The organism is Phycicoccus sonneratiae, from assembly GCF_016887965.1.
In the GTDB taxonomy this organism is placed as follows: domain Bacteria; phylum Actinomycetota; class Actinomycetes; order Actinomycetales; family Dermatophilaceae; genus Phycicoccus; species Phycicoccus sonneratiae.
This window is the reverse complement of the sequence record NZ_JAFDVD010000007.1, coordinates 16200-31249: the sequence shown is the minus strand read 5'-3', so window position 1 is coordinate 31249 and position 15050 is coordinate 16200. Positions and strand designations below refer to the sequence as shown.

Genomic DNA, 15050 nt, shown 5'->3' with positions numbered 1-15050 from the left:
TCAGCCGGTGGGCAGGCCCTCGGCCGAGTCGTCGTAGTACTGGCGGTTGCGCAGCCCGGCCGCCGCGGCCTCGTCGAGGCAGACGACGGTGTCGGCGTGCCACTGGAGCACCGACGCCGGCACCGACGCGGTGAGCGGACCCTCCAGTGCCGCGGCGACGGCGTCGGCCTTGGCGTCACCCGTGGCGACGAGGACGAGGCGGCGTGCACCGAGGATGGTGCCCAGGCCCTGGGTGAGGCAGTGCGTCGGCACGTCGTCGAGGCCGCGGAAGAAGCGGGCGTTGTCGCGTCGGGTGCGCGCGGACAGCCGCTTGACGCGGGTGCGCGAGGTGAGGGCCGACCCCGGCTCGTTGAACCCGAGGTGCCCGTTGGCCCCGATGCCGAGCACCTGGACGTCGACGCCGCCGAGGTCGCGGATGCGCTGCTCGTACGCCGCGGCCGCGGCCTCGAGCGCCGCGCCGTCGGTGCTCGACCCGTCCGGCACCTCGAGCCGGTCGGGGGCGAGGCCGACGACGTCGCAGACCTCGCGGAGCAGGACCTGCCGGTAGCCCTCGGGGTGGCCCGGCGGCAGGCCCACGTACTCGTCGAGGGCGACGCCGTGCGTCGTGGAGAAGTCGGCCCGCCCCGCGGCGACCGCCCGCCCGAGCTCGCGGTACAGGCCGAGCGGCGAGGAGCCGGTGGCCAGCCCGAGGACGGAGGGCCGGCGGGAGGAGCGGTCGAGCCCGGCGAGCACGGCCTCGGCGGCACGTGCGGCGGTCTGCTCGGGGTCGGGGCTGACGAGGATCTCCATCGCCGGTCAGCCTAGGCCGTGACGGGGGTGGGCAGCAGCGCGGCCCCGATGGCCGCGAGGGGCGCCGCGCCGTCGAGGACGCGGACCCGGGCGGCCAGGTCGAGCCGGGCGAGGAACGGGGAGGTGCGGCAGTGTGCGACGAGCTCGTCCCGCACCGCCGCCTCGAGCTCGGCGCGGTCGCGGGCCAGTCCGCCCCCGACGAGGACGAGGTCGGCTCCCGTCGTCACGAGCACCTGGACGGCGAGGCCGAGGCCGCGGGCCAACGTGGCGACGACGTCACGCGCCACCGGATCCCCCTGTGCCGCAGCGGGGAACAGCTCCGCGGGTCGACGGGGCCACAGGCGGTGCAGGGCCGACCCGGACGCGATGGTCTCGAGGCAGCCACGCTGGCCGCACGAGCACGGCACCTCCGTCCCGACGGGCAGGTGGCCGATCTCGCCCGCGGCACCGCCCGCGCCGCGCAGCACCCGGCCCTCGTCGACGAGCGCCGCGGCGAGCCCCGTTCCCGCGTTGAGGTAGGCCGTCCGGCCCGAGGGTGCCCCGGCGTGCGTCACGTGCACGGCGCCGAGCGCGGCGGCCTTGACGTCGTTGTCGACGCCCGGCCGGTGGCCGGTCGCCGCGGCCACCTCGCCCGCGAGGTCGAGGGCGTCGACGTCGAGGTGCACGGCCGAGCGCGCCCACCCGGTGACCGGGTCGACGAGCCCGGGCATGCACACGCCGACGTGCCGCAGCGCCGTCCAGCCGCCGACGACGTCCGCCGCGCGTGCGGCCACCCCGACCGCCGTCGCGAGCACGTCGTCGCGTCCCCGGCCGGAGGCCGCCGTGACGTGGGCGACGACCTCGCCGACCGGGTCGAGGACGAGGGCGGCGGTCTTCGTGCCGCCGATGTCGACGCCGAGCCTCACCGCGCGTCCCCGTCGCGCAGCAGGCCGAGCAGGGCACGAGCGACGGCCGGGGAGGCGCCCCACGTCTCGACGTCCGCGCCACCGCGCGGCCAGCCGCAGTCGACGAGCACCGCGTGGTGACCGAGGCCCCGCAGCCGCGAGAGCACCTCGTGGGCGGGGTGGTCGGGGCCGGCGGACCGGGCCACGACCGCCACCCGGGCGTCGCGCGGCACCTCCTCCTCGCGGACGGTCCCCCCGAGGGCCGCCGGGCCCCACGCCACGGCGCCGACGGCGAGGTTGGCCCGCGAGCCGACCTGCACGACGGCCAGCGGCGCCGGGTCCGCGGCGAAGCTCCGGGCCTCGTCGGTGACGGTGAACGCAGCGGCGACGGCCTCGTCGGACACCGGCGTCCGGTCCGGTGACGCGTCGGGGCGCAACGACCGGTGCGCCAGCCGGCGCACGCGCGCCGCGGCCTCCGCGACCCGGAACTCCGGGAGGCGACCGGAGCGCACCGCGTCGAGCACCGCGTCCCGGACGGCGGCGAACCGCTCGCCGCCGGTGGCCGAGCCGAGGCAGAGCAGGTCGACCCCGGCCGCGAGGGCGCGCACCGCCGCCTCCGGGATACCGGTCCCGGCCGAGGCCCCGGCCATGTCGAGGGCGTCGCTGACGAGCGCCCCGTCGAAGCCGAGCTCGTCCCGCAGGAGTCCGATGACCGTGGGGGAGAACGTCGCCGGGCGCTCTGTGTCCAGGGCCGACACGACGATGTGCGAGGTCATGACGCACTCGACGCCCGCCGCGACGGCTGCGGCGAAGGGCACGAGCTCGCGGGCTCGCAGCACCTCGAGGGGCACGTCGACGCGGGGGAGGGCGTGGTGCGAGTCGGCGACGGTGTCCCCGTGGCCGGGGAAGTGCTTGGCGCAGGCGGCGACCCCGGTCGACTGCAGGCCACCGACCCACGCCGCGGTGTGGCGGGCGACGGCCTCGGGGTCGTCGCCGAACGAGCGCACCCCGATGACGGGGTTCTCGGGCGAGGAGTTGACGTCGACGACCGGCGCGAGGTCGAGCCCGATGCCCAGCGCCGCGAGCTCGGCCCCCACGGCGGCGGCGGCCCGGGCAGTGACCGCGACGTCGTCGATGCGCCCCAGCACCCCGTTCCCGGGCGACGTGGACCCGGCGGGGTAGTGCAGCCGGGTGACGTCGCCGCCCTCCTCGTCGGCGGCGAGCAGCACGCCCGGGAGGTCGCGCACCAACGACGAACAGACCTCTGCCACACCACCCTGCGGTCCGACGTTGTCCCCGTACAGGCAGACGGAGACGAGCCCCTCCGCGTGCGCGGTGCGCAGCCAGGCGGGGACGTCGGTGCCGACGAAGCCGGGCTGGAGGGTCGCGGTGACGTCCTCCTCGAGGGTCATCCCTTGACCGCTCCGCCGACGAGGCCGCTGCTCATCCGGCCCTGCACGAGGAGGAAGAAGACGATGACCGGGAGCGCGACGAGGGTCGAGGCGGCCATCACCTGGCCCCAGTCCGTCTCGCGGCTGGCGCTCGCCTGGACGAAGCCGCGCAGCCACAGCGGCAGGGTGCGCGACTGCTCCTCGGTCATGACGACGAGGGCCACGGTGAACTCGTTCCACGCCTGGAGGAACGCGTACACGCCCGAGGCCACGAGCCCGGGGGCCAACAGCGGGAACGTGATCCGCAGGAAGGCCTGAACGCGCGAGAGGCCGTCGACCATCGCCGCCTCCTCGAGGTCGGCGGGCACGCCGGCGACGAAGCCGCGCAGCATCCAGATCGTGAAGGGCACGACGGCGGCCGTGTAGAGGACGGCCAGCCCGAGCGAGCGGTTGAGCAGCCCGAGCGAGCTCATCATCTTGTACTGCGCGATGAACAGCCCCTCGGCGGGCAGCATCTGGATGAGCAGCAGGGCGAGGACGAACGAGGTGCGCCCGCGGAAGCGGAAGCGGCTGACCGCCAGCGCTCCGAGGAAGGCGACGGCCAGCGCCGCGACGACGGTGGTGAGCGTGACGACGAGCGACACCCCGAGGGCGCGCGCGAACGCCGGCTGCCCGGCCACCGCCGAGAAGTTGTCGAGCGACCCGCCGAACGGCAGGAACGTCGGTGTCGTGGACTGGAGGACGACGTTCGGCAGGAACGCGGAGTTGAGCATCCAGTACACCGGGAAGGCCCAGACGGCCGACACGACGAGGGCCAGGACGGTCAGCAGGACGCGGGAGGTGCGAGGGCGGCGCATCAGTTCTCCTGGGCCATGAGCGAGCGGACGTAGCGCCAGCTGAGCGCGACGGTGAGGAGGAGCATGAGGACGCTGACGGCGCTCGCGGTGCCGAAGTCGCCCTTGCCCGTGCCCAGCTGGTAGACGTACGTGCCGAGCAGGTTCGTCTCGTTGGCCACCGACCCCGCGTCCTGGAGGAGCTTGATCTGCGTGAAGACGCGCAGGTCCCAGATCACCTGCAGGAGAAGGACGATGGAGAGCACCGGGGCGACGAGCGGCGCGTAGATGTAGCGCAGCCGCTGCCAGCCGCCCGCGCCGTCGAGCATCGAGGCCTCGACGACCTCCTGGCCCACCTGGGTGAGCCCGGCGTAGATGCTCAGGGCGACGAACGGCACGCTCATCCACACGACGACGACCGACGCGACGACGAAGAACGACAGCGGCTGGGCGAGCCAGTTGTGCCCCGCGGCACCCTCGACGCCGACGTGCACGAGGAGCCAGTTGAGCAGGCCGCGCCGCCAGTCGACGATCCAGATCCAGACCGTCATCGCCGCGACGACCGGCATCGCCCACGCGAGGAGCAGCGAGACCTGGAGGACGAGGCGCGCCCAGCGGCCGACCGAGTTCATGAGGACCGCCACCGCGCCCCCGACCGCCACGGTGACGAAGGCGGTGACGAGGCAGAAGACGACCGACCGGACGACGACCGCCCAGAGGGTGGGGTCGGTGACGAGCCGGACGTAGTTGTCGAGGCCGACCCACTCCGGAGGGGCGCCGAACTGCTGCTGGAGACCGAACTTCCGCAGGCTCGTCACGAGCTGCCAGCCGACCGGGTACCCGAGCGCGGCGACGAGGAGGACGAGGGTCGGGAGGACGAGGAGGAGCGGGAGCCGGCCCCCGGTGCGCCCTGCGCGGCCGGGCCGGCGGCGGGGGGCTGCGGTGGGCGGTGCGGGCACCGGCGGCACGGCGGCGGCGGCCGGTGACGGTGGGGTGGTCGTCCGCGAGGTCATGGGAGGTCCTTCGGGAGGGGCCCCGACGCCGAGCCCAGGGGTGGCTCGGCGCCGGGGCGGGGCATCACCGGGCTCAGGACAGGTTGAGCATCGGGGTGATCTTGTCGTCGTACTGCTTCGCGAGGCCGGCGAGGTCGTCGGTCGTGCGGATCTTGCCGAAGAACTCCTCGAGCACCTGGGCCGACTCGACGGCGGCCCAGCCCGGGGCGGCCGGGGTCAGCTTGGAGTTCGAGGCCGACTCGACGAGGGCCTTGGCGAACTGGTCGTCGCCGAGCGAGGACACGTAGTCGGAGTTGGCCGGGCCGAGGCCCGCCGCGCCGAGCTTCTGCTGGTAGTCCGCGGAGAAGACGATCTTCATCAGCTCCTTGGCCAGCGCCGGGTTCTTGCTCTTCGCCGAGATCGCGATGTTCGAGCCGCCGGCGAAGACCGGGGCCGGCTTGCCGTCGTTGCCCGGGAGGGCGAAGACACCGAAGGTGTCGTCGTTCCACACGCGCACGTCCTTGCCGTCCTGCTTCGTGAGGTCACCGATCGACCCGTGCGCCCAGCCCGGCGCCATGATCGTCGCGGCCGCGAGCGAGGTCGTCCCGGCCGGCTTGCCGTCGGCGTCGAGGACGGTGTCGGAGTCGTTGATGTACAGCCACGGCGACTGGTCCTTGGCGTCGGCCGGGGCCTTGCTCGCGAGGCGCTGGATCTGCTGGATCTGCTCGAGACCCTTGAGCGAGTTGGCGTCCGAGAGGGTCGAGACCCACTTGCCGTTCTCCTGCTTGGCGAGGTCACCGCCGTTGGCGAAGATCCAGGAGATGCCGTTGCGCCAGTCCTGGCCGCCGATGAAGAAACCCGAGAAGTTCTTGATCTGGTCGGGGTTGTCCGTGGCGATCTTCGCGACGTCGGTGTTGAACTGGTCGAGCGTCGTCGGCATCTCGACGCCGGCCTTCTTCCAGACGTCCTTGCGGTAGAACATGTACCGCGAGCCGAAGTAGTAGGGGAGGGCGTACTTCTTGCCGTCCACCGACCCCGCCTCGACGAACGAGTTGAGCAGCTTGGACCCGCCGAGCTCGTCGTACATGTCGGAGACGTCGAGGAAGGCGCCGACGTTCGTGAAGGTCGGGCTCTGGGTGTTGCCGAGCTCGACGACGTCGGGGGTGTTCTCGGCGTCCGGCAGGGCGGTCGTCAGCTTCGTCACGAGGTCGGGCCAGGCCTGCTCCTCGATGGAGAGGGTCGCGCCGGTCCTGGCCTTGAAGGTGTCCTTGAGGTAGGTCCGCAGCTCGTCGGGGGTGTCGCCGCCGGCCAGCCACAGCGTGACCGTCTTGCCGGCGTTGTCGGCCGTGTTCGTCGCGGCCGGTTCGTCGGACCCGCCGCCGCTCGAGCAGGCCGTCAGGGCGAGGGCCGCACTCGTCACGAGGACGAGGGGAAGGCGCCGGTTCATCTCGGGTTCCTTTCGATGGGTCACGGGGCGTTGGGCCCCCTGGGGTGCACCCGGGTGCGGTGGGGTCAGACGACCCCGAGGCGGTCCCAGAGGACCAGGGCCGCAGCGCCACGCAGGACGATGTCCTCCGGGGACGTGGCGAGGCGGACGGTGAGGGGGGTGTCGAGGCTCGGCAGCAGCCGGTCGGCGAGGCTGCGGGCGACGACGGGGACGACCGGCTCGAGGAGCGCGGCGGGGCCGGCGAGCACGACCTCGGAGAGGTCGAGCGCGGCGACGAGGGGGGCGAGCGCGACGGCGAGGCGGTGGCCGCCGACCTCGACGACGGACTCGGTCGACGCGGGGTCCTCGCCGGCGTCGGCGGCGGCCCGTAGCCGGGGGACCGACAGCCAGGTCTCGAGGCACCCCCGGCGCCCGCAGGAGCACGTCTCGCCCCCGTCGGTGCCGACGGTGACGTGGCCGATCTCGCCCGCGGCGTGGTGGGCCCCCCGCACGAGCCGGCCCCCGCTGACGACGCCACAACCGACACCGCGCCCGACCTGCACGAGGACGAGGTCTTGGCTCCCGGGCGTGGCGCTCAGCTCGGCCTGGGTGGCGGCGTCGGAGTCGTTCGTCACGAGCACCGGCAGGCCGGTGGCCTCGGCGACGAGCGCGCGCAGGGCGACGTCGGTCCAGCCGAGGTTCGGCGCGGTGCGCACGGTGCCCTCGGGGTCGACGAGCCCGGGGGTGCCGATCCCGATGCCGAGCACGGGGTGCGGGGCGACGGCGAGCACCGAGCGCACGAGCTCGACGACGACGGCGGGGTCCAGGCCGCGCCCCTCGTCGGCGTCGACGGCGGCGGCCCGCTCCTCGCGGTGCAGCACGGCGCCCGTCACGTCGACGACCGCGGCCTGCAGCCGGGCGGGGACGGACAGATCGACGGCGAGGGTGAGCAGCCCCGAGCGGTCGAGGTCGACGAGGGTGGCGGGCTTGCCCGGCCCGGCCTGCTCGGCGGTGCCGACGTCGCGGACCCGGCCCTCGCCGATGAGCTCGGCGACGAGGTCGGACATCGTCACCTTCGTGACCCCGACCTCGCGGGCCAGCTGGGCCCGGGACGTCGGGCCGAGGCGGCGCAGCGTCTGGAGGACGAGGGAGAGGTTCTGCCGCCGGCCGTCCGCGGGGAGCACGGCCGTCGAGGTGCTCACGCGGCGGGGGGTGGGGCTCATGGTTGGTTAGTAAAGGGTACTAACTAATGATCGGCAAGGGCCGTGACCGATTCGTGACCTTCGCCGGCCCCCGACCCCGCGTCTGGTTGGGTGGACCCATGCCGTCCCTCACCCGCGACGAGGCCGTCGCCCGCGCCGCCCTGCTCACCGTCACCGCGATGGACGTCGACCTCGACCTCGACCGCGGCGCCGAGCACTTCGGCAGCCGCACGAGCATCCGGTTCACCTGCCGGGAGCCCGGCGCCTCGTCGTTCGCCGACGTCCGGCCGGTCGCGCTGCACGCCGCCACCCTCAACGGCCGCGTGCTCGGCCCCGACGACCTCGTCGACGGACGGCTGGCGCTCGCCGACCTCGAGGCCGACAACGTCCTCGAGGTCGAGGCCACGATGGCCTTCGGACACGACGGGCAGGGCCTGCACCGCTCCACCGACCCGGCCGACGACGAGGACTACGTCTACGGACACCTCTTCCTCGACGCCGCACCCCGGGTCTTCGCCTGCTTCGACCAGCCCGACCTCAAGGCGCCCTACACGGTGGCGGTCGACGTGCCGGCGCACTGGAGCGTCGTGGGCAACGGTGCGGCACATCAGGTCTCGTCGGGGCGCTGGCGGCTCGCCACCACGCGGCCCCTCGCCACGTACTTCGTCACCGTCTGCGCCGGACCGTGGGTGTCGGTCACGGCCGAGCACGACGGCATCCCGCTCGGCGTGCACGCGCGGCGCTCGCTCGAGGCGCCGTTGCGCGAGCAGGCCGAGCAGATGCTCGCGACGACCCGGGCGTGCTTCGACGGCTACCACCGCCTCTTCGGCATCCGCTACCCCTTCGGCGAGTACCACCAGGTCTTCGTCCCCGAGTTCAACGCCGGCGCGATGGAGAACCCCGGCTGCGTGACCTTCCGCGACACCTACGTCTTCCGCGGCGCGGCGACCCCCGACCAGCTGCTCGAGCGCGACAACACGATCGCCCACGAGATGGCGCACATGTGGTTCGGCGACCTCGTGACGATGCGCTGGTGGGACGATCTCTGGCTCAACGAGTCCTTCGCCGAGTACATGGCCTACCGCACCTCGGCCGAGGTCCTCGGCGCCCCCGAGGCGTGGGTCGAGTTCGGCATGGTCCGCAAGCTCTGGGGCTACGCCGCCGAGCGGTCGCCGAGCACCCACCCGGTCGCGGGGTCGCCCGCGCCCGATGCCCTCTCGGCCCTCCAGAACTTCGACGGCATCTCCTACGCCAAGGGCGCGTCGGTGCTGCGCCAGCTCATCGCGCACATCGGCGACGACGCGTTCGTCGCCGGCGTGCGCGACCACCTCGGCGCGCACGCGTTCGGCAACGGCGAGCTCGCCGAGTTCCTCGATGCCATGTCGCGCGCGGCCGGCCGCGACCTCGACGGCTGGGCGCAGGCCTGGCTGCGCACCGCGGGTGCCGACCGGCTGGCCCTCGACAGCGACGGTGTCCTCACGCGCAGCACGCCTGCGGCACAGCCGGCCTCGCGCCCGCACACCCTCGACGTCGCGGCCTTCGTCGGCGACGACGAGGTGCTCCGTCACCGGGTGGTGCTCGACGGCGACCAGGTCGACGTGCCGGGTGTCGACGGCCTGCCGGCCGACGCCCTCGTCGTGCCGAACGCCGCGGACCTCACCTGGGCCGAGGTCGCCCTCGACCCGCGGACCACCGAGGCGCTCGTCGGCAATCTCGCCGACGTCCCCGACCCGATGGCGCGCGCCGTCGTCTGGACCTCGCTGCTCGGCGGGATGGCGGGGGCCGAGGTCGACCCCCGGCTCGTGCTCGACGTCGTCGAGGCCGCGTGGCCGCGCGAGGACGACGCGTCGGTGCTCTCCCGCGTCTCGCTCGTCGTCACGAGCTCGGTCGTCCCGCTCTTCCTGCGCGCCGAGGAGCGCGAGGAGGCGCTGGAGCGCGTGGCCGCCGCCGCCGACGTGCTGGCCGACCGCGCCGCGTCGGACGGTGGACCGGCGGCCGACGCCCTCGCCCTCGTCGCGGCCCGGGTGTGGGCGCGGTCGGGCTCCGACCTCGACCGGCTGCACCGCTGGGCCGCCGGCCACGACCTGCCCGCGTCGCTGGGCGGTGACGACGACTTCCGATGGCTCGTCCTGCGCCGGCTGTCCGCGCTCGACGCCCTCGACGACGCGGCGCTCGGGGCCGCGGAGGCCGCGGACCGCTCCCTCGCGGGGCGGCTCGCCGCGCTCGGGGTGCGGGCCGTGCGGCCGACCGCTGCGGCGAAGCAGTGGGCCTGGGACCGGCTGCACGACGACCCGGACCTGTCGAACTACGCCGCGCTCGAGCTGGCCCGCGGGTTCTGGGCCGCGCCCGACCCCGCCCTCGTTCGGCCGTACGTCGGACGCGTCGGTGACCTGCTCGCCCACCTCGACACCCGGATGGGCGAGGACGCCCTCTCCCGCGTCGCCGTGGCCCTGCACCCCAAGGGCGTCGTCGAGCCGGCCTCGCTCGAGGCCTCGACCGCGATGCTCGGCCGCGACGACCTGTCGCCGGGGGTGCGGCGCGCGCTGCTCGACGAGGACCACGTGCTGCGCGAGGCGCTCGCCAGCCACGCCCGCTTCGCCTGACACCCCGCCCCGGGATGCGGGCCGCCCCGGCCCGGGTGATGATCGCGGGACCCACACCGATGGGCCCACCGGCCCGCACAGGAGGACCACCCGTGCCCAGACCCACCCAGCTGCGCCGCCTCGCCGTGGCGGCGGCGACGACCGTCGCCCTCGCCGGAGCACTGACCACGGGGAGCGCCTCGGCCGCCCGCACCGCCCCCGAACCGCCCTCGACCCCCGTCCCGATCGTCACCCCCGACGGCGAGGTCTTCAGCTACGTCCTCAACGCCAAGCACGCCAACCCCGGGCAGACGAGGCTCGTGACCCGGGCGGTCGAGCGCTCCGGCGGTGTCGTCGTCCAGGCCTGGCCGCAGATCGGCGTCGTCGTCGCGCACTCGGACCGGGCCGCGTTCCGGGCCGACGTCGCGAGGTCGGCCGGCAAGGCGCTCGAGTCGGTCGGCGCCACCCGCACCGTCCCGGTGTCCGAGGTCGCGCCCGCCGCGGGGACGTCTGCGCGCCGGTCCGCCGCCGCGGACGCTGCCGCCACCCGGAAGGCCGACGACGTCGAGGCGCGGTCGAGCAAGCCGGTCCCCACCGACCCCCGCGAGGTCGAGCAGTGGGACATGCAGATGATCAAGGCCGACCACGCCCACGACATCACCGACGGGTCGCGCAAGGTGCTCGTCGGCGTGCTCGACAGCGGCATCGACCCCGACCACCCGGACCTCGTCGCCAACCTCGACGTCAAGCGCTCGGTCAACTGCACCGACTCGGGTCGTCCGAGCAGCACCGGCTGGGAGCCGACGACGAGCGACCACGGCACCCACGTCGCCGGCACGATCGCGGCCGCCCGCAACGGCGTCGGCATCGTCGGCGTCGCGCCGAACGTGCGGCTGGCCTCGGTCAAGGTCGTCAACGACGACGGCTTCATCTACCCCGAGTACGCCGTCTGCGGGTTCGTCGAGGCGGGCCTGAAGCACATGGACGTCACGAACAACAGCTACTACGTCGACCCGTTCGAGTTCTACTGCGACGACCAGCCCGACCAGCACGCGGCCAAGGAGGCCGTGCGCCGGGCCGTCACCTGGTCGACGAAGCAGGGCGTGGTCCACGCGGCCGCGGCCGGCAACTCCGGCAAGGACCTGTCCGACAAGACGCTGCTCACCGACACCGGCAGCCCCGACGACGGCACCCCGGTCACCCGGACGCTCAACAACACCTGCGGCGACATCCCGACCGAGCTCGACGGGGTCGTGACGGTCTCGTCGGTCGAGCGCTTCCCGACGGACACGCTGGGCAGCCGCCTGTCGAGCTTCTCCAACCGCGGACTCGGCGTCATCGACGTCGCGGCCCCCGGCTCGCGCATCCTCTCGACCGTCGTCGCCGACAACGGGTACGGCCTGAAGAGCGGCACCTCGATGGCCTCGCCGCACGTGGCCGGCGTGCTCGCGCTCATGAAGTCGGCCCACCCCTCGTGGAAGCCCGCGAAGATGATCCAGAAGCTGCGCCAGCAGGCCGACGACAAGGCCTGCTCGGCCGCGACCGGCGGCGTGCCGTGCGTCGGGACGACCCGGAACAACAGCTACTTCGGCGAGGGCATGGTCGACGCCCTCGACGCGGTGGGCTGACGCCTCGGGCGCTTCCGGCCCGACTCATTGCCCGGAACCCACCTCGAGGGGCCCTCGCACGGCCCCTCGAGGTGGGTTCTGCGCAATCAGTGGGCGCGGACGGGGCTCACAGGGCTCGGACGCGGTTGTTGCGCGCATTGTGCTCGAGCTCGACGAGGCCGAGGGCCTCGAGCAGCGGCGGCAGGTACATCCCGACCCGGCCGCGGTAACCCTTGCGCTGCCCGTACCAGCCGCCGACCGGGTTGTCGGCCGAGCGCGCCCACGCCTCGACGCTGCCCTCGGCGGGCGTCTTCTGCTCGTCGGCCGCACCGAGCGGCACCCAGTCGCCGGCCTCGCGCAGCATCGCGTGGAGGTCGTCGACGACGCTCGCCAGGTAGGTGAGCCGGGTGGACCCCACCTGGCAGACGAGCAGCGGCGGGTCGGCCGTGTCGTCGCGGTGCATCGTGTACTCCGACGACCCGGGTGGCGTGCGCAGGACCCACGGGTCCTCGGCGGTCCCCGATCCGGTGGCCATGGCTCCTCCTCGCCGGGACGCGACGGCGCGGCCCGACCACCATCGTGGCCCACCGGGTGGGCGCCGGGAAGGGGCCGCGTCCTCGTCAGTGGCGGGTGGGCCGGTAGACCAGCTCCTGGATGTCGTGGTCCAGGGTTCGCCGCTCGAGGAGCTCGAGGTCGAAGTCCTCGGCACCGGCGAAGACCGGGTCCAGGCCGGTCCGGCCGGTGACGACCGGGAAGACCGTCACCTGCACGCCGTCGACGAGCCCGGCCGCCATGAGGGAGCGGTTCATCGACAGGCAGCCGTGCGAGCGCAGCGGGACCTCGGAGTCCTCCTTGAGCCGGGCGACGACGTCGACGGCGTCCCCCGCGACGAGGGAGGCGTCGGCCCAGTCGAGCGGCCCGGTCAGGGTGGTCGAGACCACCGTCGCGGGCAGCTGCGTCATCCTCGTCACCCAGGCGTCGCGCACGTCGTCGCCCTCCGAGGAGCCGGCGAGCATCTCGGTGAAGAGCCGGAAGGTGTTGGCGCCGAAGACCATCCGCTGGTCGGGCGTGTACAGGTCGAGGCGGTGCGCGAGCAGCTCCGGGCCCTGTCTGCCCCAGTAGCCGCCCCAGTCACCCCCGGCGGCGCTGAAGCCGTCGAGGCTGCTGAACACGTCGAAGGTGTACGTCGCGGTCATGTCGTCTCTCCTCTGCTCGGTGGTCCCTGTACCGACCCGTGGCGGCCCCGCGACTCATCGGTGGGGCCGCGGTCAGGCGGCGAGGAACGCGGCGATGTCCTCGCGCAGCCCCGCGGGGTCGAGACGGTGCAGCCGGTCGTGGTCCTCGACCGAGCCGTAGGTGCGGGTCGCGGCCCGGCCGACCCCGAGGCTCAGGAGGCGGTGCGGGCGGTGCCGGAGGGCGTGCGAGAGGACGTGCGCCGAGGTCCCCGCGAGGTAGGGCTCGACGACGACGAGCGCGGCGGAGGTCCGCGCCGTCGCCGCGCGCAGGCCCTCGGTGTCGAACGGCCGGGGCCGGGCGGTGTACGCGACGGACACGTCGAGGCCCTCGGTGGCGCGCAGCACCCGGTCGAGCACCGGTCCGACCGCGACCACGGTGGCCGCCGACCCGGTCGTGCGCACGGGCACGAGCCTGCCGTCGGTGACGTCGTGCGCGGTCGCGTTGTCGTGGTCGTCCAGGCGCAGGTACCGACGGTCGTCCGCGGAGGCCCCCTGCCGGAGGAGGGCCTCGGCCTCGTCCGCGTGGCCGGGGACGTCGACGACGACGTCGTCGAGGGTGTCGAGGAGGCTGACGTCGCGCATCCCGAAGTGGGTCTCGCCCCCACCCGGCCAGCCGTAGGACCCGCCGGCCGACACGAGCAGGGCCCCGACGTCCTGGTGGCAGAGGTCGAGCTTGAGCTGCTCGAAGGGTCGCTCGACGAGGAACGGCGGGAAGCTGTGCGCGATCGGGCGCAGGCCGGCCATCGCCAACCCGGCGGCCGCGCCGACGAGGAGCTGTTCGCGGATGCCGACGTTGACGACCCGCCGGGCCGCGCTCTCCGGCAGCTCCGGCAGGTACCCGAGACCGATGTCGGCGAGTACGAGGGCGAGCCGGGGGTCGTCGGCGAGCAGCTCACCGACGACGGCGTAGAACCTCTCGCGCTGGGAGACCGGGAGCGCGGGGCGCGGGGCAGCGGTCGTGGCGGTCCTCACGCGTCCTTCCTCTCCACGTGCGCGACGACGAGGTGGGGGCGGTCCGGCACCGTGTCGGCGAACGCCCGCTCGAGGGCGTCGTGGTCGCGGCCGTCGGCGTCGACCGCGCTCCAGCCCTCGGCCCGGAACCGTGGGGAGATGCCGCCGGGCCACCCGAGCGAGGCCGACCCGTTGTCGACGACGACGGCGGTCAGCCGAGACAGCCCGAGCCGACCGGCGACCTGGACCGCCTCCCAGTTGCTGCCCTCGTCGAGCTCGGCGTCCCCGACGAGCACGACGACCCGGGGCCGGGTGCGCCCGAGGAGGACGAGACCGTGGCTGAGGCCGACGGCGATGCCGAGGCCGTGCCCGAGGGAGCCGGAGCCGATCTCGACACCCGGCACGAGGACGCGGTCGGGGTGCATCCCGAGCCGGGACGTGGGCCCGGCGAAGCCTGCCAGCTCGTCCTCGTCGAGGAAGCCGGCCGCGGCGAGGACGGCGTAGTACGCCACCGGCCCGTGACCCTTCGAGAGCAGGAAGCGGTCGCGGTCGGGGTCGCCGGCGTGCTCCGGTCCCACCCGCAGCACCCGTTCGTGGAGCACCTGGAGCACGTCCAGGGTCGAGGTGGCGCTGGGAGCATGCTTCTCGTCGCCGGTCATCCTGCTCATGAGGGTGAGGAGCCGGGCGCGCGTCGTGGTGTCGTCCATCCCCCCACCCTGTGACCTCAAGTGCACGTGAGGTCAAGCCGGATCACGGCCGGGCGTGTCCGGACGCCTGCGCACGGAAGGCGTCGAGGTCGACGAGCGACCAGACCTGCTCGATGCGACCCTCCCGGAACCGGTAGAAGACGTGCTCGCCGAAGGCCACCGGGCGGCCGGTGGGGGCCACGCCGGCGAACTCCAGCGCGGGCGTGCAGGCGAACCACAGGCGGCAGGCGACGACGTCACCGGAGACGACGACGAGGCGCGGGTCGAAGCGCAGGTCGGGGATGCGCCGGGCGTCGTCGGCGATCATCGCGGCGTACTCCGCCCGGGTCATGCGCCGCTCGTTGTAGGTCAGCTCGTCGTGGACGAACCGCCCCAGGTCCTCGAAGCGGCGCTCGTCGAGGGCGGTCAGGTAGTCGCGGTAGACGCCCTCGAGACCGGACACGACCGGACC

General features: G+C 74.1%; 14 protein-coding genes. 2 read left to right on the top strand and 12 right to left on the bottom strand.

What is annotated here, in order from left to right:
- From JQN70_RS05590 to JQN70_RS05560, 7 genes are all read right to left on the bottom strand, one after another.
- Entirely contained in the window at positions 1 to 789 is a 789-nt protein-coding gene (locus JQN70_RS05590; protein WP_204130346.1) for a glucosamine-6-phosphate deaminase, read from the bottom strand.
- Between the two features lie 11 nt (positions 790 to 800).
- Positions 801 to 1694 (bottom strand): ROK family protein, encoded by an 894-nt coding sequence (locus tag JQN70_RS05585; protein ID WP_204130345.1) that lies wholly within the window; start codon positions 1692 to 1694, stop codon positions 801 to 803.
- A complete protein-coding gene (locus tag JQN70_RS05580; protein WP_204130344.1) occupies positions 1691 to 3085 on the bottom strand; it encodes a glycoside hydrolase family 3 protein in 1395 nt (464 codons plus the stop codon). Before JQN70_RS05580 ends, JQN70_RS05585 begins: the two co-directional genes overlap by 4 nt.
- Positions 3082 to 3921 (bottom strand): carbohydrate ABC transporter permease, encoded by an 840-nt coding sequence (locus JQN70_RS05575; protein WP_204130343.1) that lies wholly within the window; start codon positions 3919 to 3921, stop codon positions 3082 to 3084. The genes JQN70_RS05580 and JQN70_RS05575 overlap by 4 nt, the downstream gene beginning before the upstream one ends.
- Positions 3921 to 4910 carry a carbohydrate ABC transporter permease gene (locus tag JQN70_RS05570; RefSeq protein ID WP_204130342.1) on the bottom strand — a complete coding sequence of 330 codons (990 nt, stop codon included), beginning with the start codon at positions 4908 to 4910 and terminating at the stop codon, positions 3921 to 3923. Before JQN70_RS05570 ends, JQN70_RS05575 begins: the two co-directional genes overlap by 1 nt.
- A 73-nt stretch (positions 4911 to 4983) precedes the next feature.
- The gene (locus JQN70_RS05565; protein ID WP_204130341.1) at positions 4984 to 6336 is read right to left on the bottom strand and encodes an extracellular solute-binding protein; all 1353 of its coding nucleotides are present in this window, start codon (positions 6334 to 6336) and stop codon (positions 4984 to 4986) included.
- A gap of 65 nt (positions 6337 to 6401) precedes the next feature.
- Positions 6402 to 7538, bottom strand: coding sequence for an ROK family protein (locus JQN70_RS05560; RefSeq protein WP_204130340.1), 1137 nt, complete (start codon positions 7536 to 7538; stop codon positions 6402 to 6404).
- A gap of 98 nt (positions 7539 to 7636) precedes the next feature.
- On the opposite strand from JQN70_RS05560, the gene pepN reads away from it, so the two are divergent.
- Together pepN and JQN70_RS05550 are read left to right on the top strand one after the other, a co-directional pair.
- Positions 7637 to 10120 (top strand): aminopeptidase N, encoded by a 2484-nt coding sequence (gene pepN, locus JQN70_RS05555; RefSeq protein WP_204130339.1) that lies wholly within the window; start codon positions 7637 to 7639, stop codon positions 10118 to 10120.
- A 92-nt stretch (positions 10121 to 10212) separates the two neighbouring features.
- Positions 10213 to 11727: a S8 family peptidase gene (locus JQN70_RS05550; RefSeq protein ID WP_307835836.1), complete on the top strand. Its 1515-nt coding sequence runs from the start codon at positions 10213 to 10215 to the stop codon at positions 11725 to 11727.
- Positions 11728 to 11833: 106 nt separating this feature from the next.
- On the opposite strand, the gene JQN70_RS05545 is transcribed toward JQN70_RS05550, so the two are convergent.
- The 5 genes from JQN70_RS05545 to JQN70_RS05525 form a co-directional block, all read right to left on the bottom strand.
- The gene (locus JQN70_RS05545) at positions 11834 to 12241 is read right to left on the bottom strand and encodes a DUF6855 family protein (protein ID WP_204130337.1); all 408 of its coding nucleotides are present in this window, start codon (positions 12239 to 12241) and stop codon (positions 11834 to 11836) included.
- A gap of 85 nt (positions 12242 to 12326) precedes the next feature.
- Complete coding sequence (locus tag JQN70_RS05540) at positions 12327 to 12902, bottom strand: dihydrofolate reductase family protein (RefSeq protein ID WP_204130336.1); 576 nt, start codon at positions 12900 to 12902, stop codon at positions 12327 to 12329.
- Positions 12903 to 12974: 72 nt separating this feature from the next.
- Positions 12975 to 13913 carry a transketolase family protein gene (locus tag JQN70_RS05535; RefSeq protein ID WP_204130335.1) on the bottom strand — a complete coding sequence of 313 codons (939 nt, stop codon included), beginning with the start codon at positions 13911 to 13913 and terminating at the stop codon, positions 12975 to 12977.
- Positions 13910 to 14599 (bottom strand): thiamine pyrophosphate-binding protein, encoded by a 690-nt coding sequence (locus tag JQN70_RS05530; protein ID WP_204130334.1) that lies wholly within the window; start codon positions 14597 to 14599, stop codon positions 13910 to 13912. Before JQN70_RS05530 ends, JQN70_RS05535 begins: the two co-directional genes overlap by 4 nt.
- Before the next feature lie 43 nt (positions 14600 to 14642).
- Positions 14643 to 15041 carry an ester cyclase gene (locus JQN70_RS05525; RefSeq protein ID WP_204130333.1) on the bottom strand — a complete coding sequence of 133 codons (399 nt, stop codon included), beginning with the start codon at positions 15039 to 15041 and terminating at the stop codon, positions 14643 to 14645.
- Between the last annotated feature and the right edge of the window lie 9 nt (positions 15042 to 15050).

Excerpts from the sequence above, each read along its gene's own strand:
- JQN70_RS05560 (WP_204130340.1), bottom strand. The coding sequence starts at position 7,538 with ATGAGCCCCACCCCCCGCCGCGTGAGCACCTCGACGGCCGTGCTCCCC.
- JQN70_RS05580 (WP_204130344.1), bottom strand. The coding sequence starts at position 3,085 with ATGACCCTCGAGGAGGACGTCACCGCGACCCTCCAGCCCGGCTTCGTC.
- JQN70_RS05530 (WP_204130334.1), bottom strand. The coding sequence starts at position 14,599 with ATGGACGACACCACGACGCGCGCCCGGCTCCTCACCCTCATGAGCAGG.
- JQN70_RS05570 (WP_204130342.1), bottom strand. The coding sequence starts at position 4,910 with ATGACCTCGCGGACGACCACCCCACCGTCACCGGCCGCCGCCGCCGTG.
- JQN70_RS05575 (WP_204130343.1), bottom strand. The coding sequence starts at position 3,921 with ATGCGCCGCCCTCGCACCTCCCGCGTCCTGCTGACCGTCCTGGCCCTC.
- JQN70_RS05590 (WP_204130346.1), bottom strand. The coding sequence starts at position 789 with ATGGAGATCCTCGTCAGCCCCGACCCCGAGCAGACCGCCGCACGTGCC.
- JQN70_RS05565 (WP_204130341.1), bottom strand. The coding sequence starts at position 6,336 with ATGAACCGGCGCCTTCCCCTCGTCCTCGTGACGAGTGCGGCCCTCGCC.
- JQN70_RS05545 (WP_204130337.1), bottom strand. The coding sequence starts at position 12,241 with ATGGCCACCGGATCGGGGACCGCCGAGGACCCGTGGGTCCTGCGCACG.
- JQN70_RS05540 (WP_204130336.1), bottom strand. The coding sequence starts at position 12,902 with ATGACCGCGACGTACACCTTCGACGTGTTCAGCAGCCTCGACGGCTTC.
- pepN (WP_204130339.1), top strand. The coding sequence starts at position 7,637 with ATGCCGTCCCTCACCCGCGACGAGGCCGTCGCCCGCGCCGCCCTGCTC.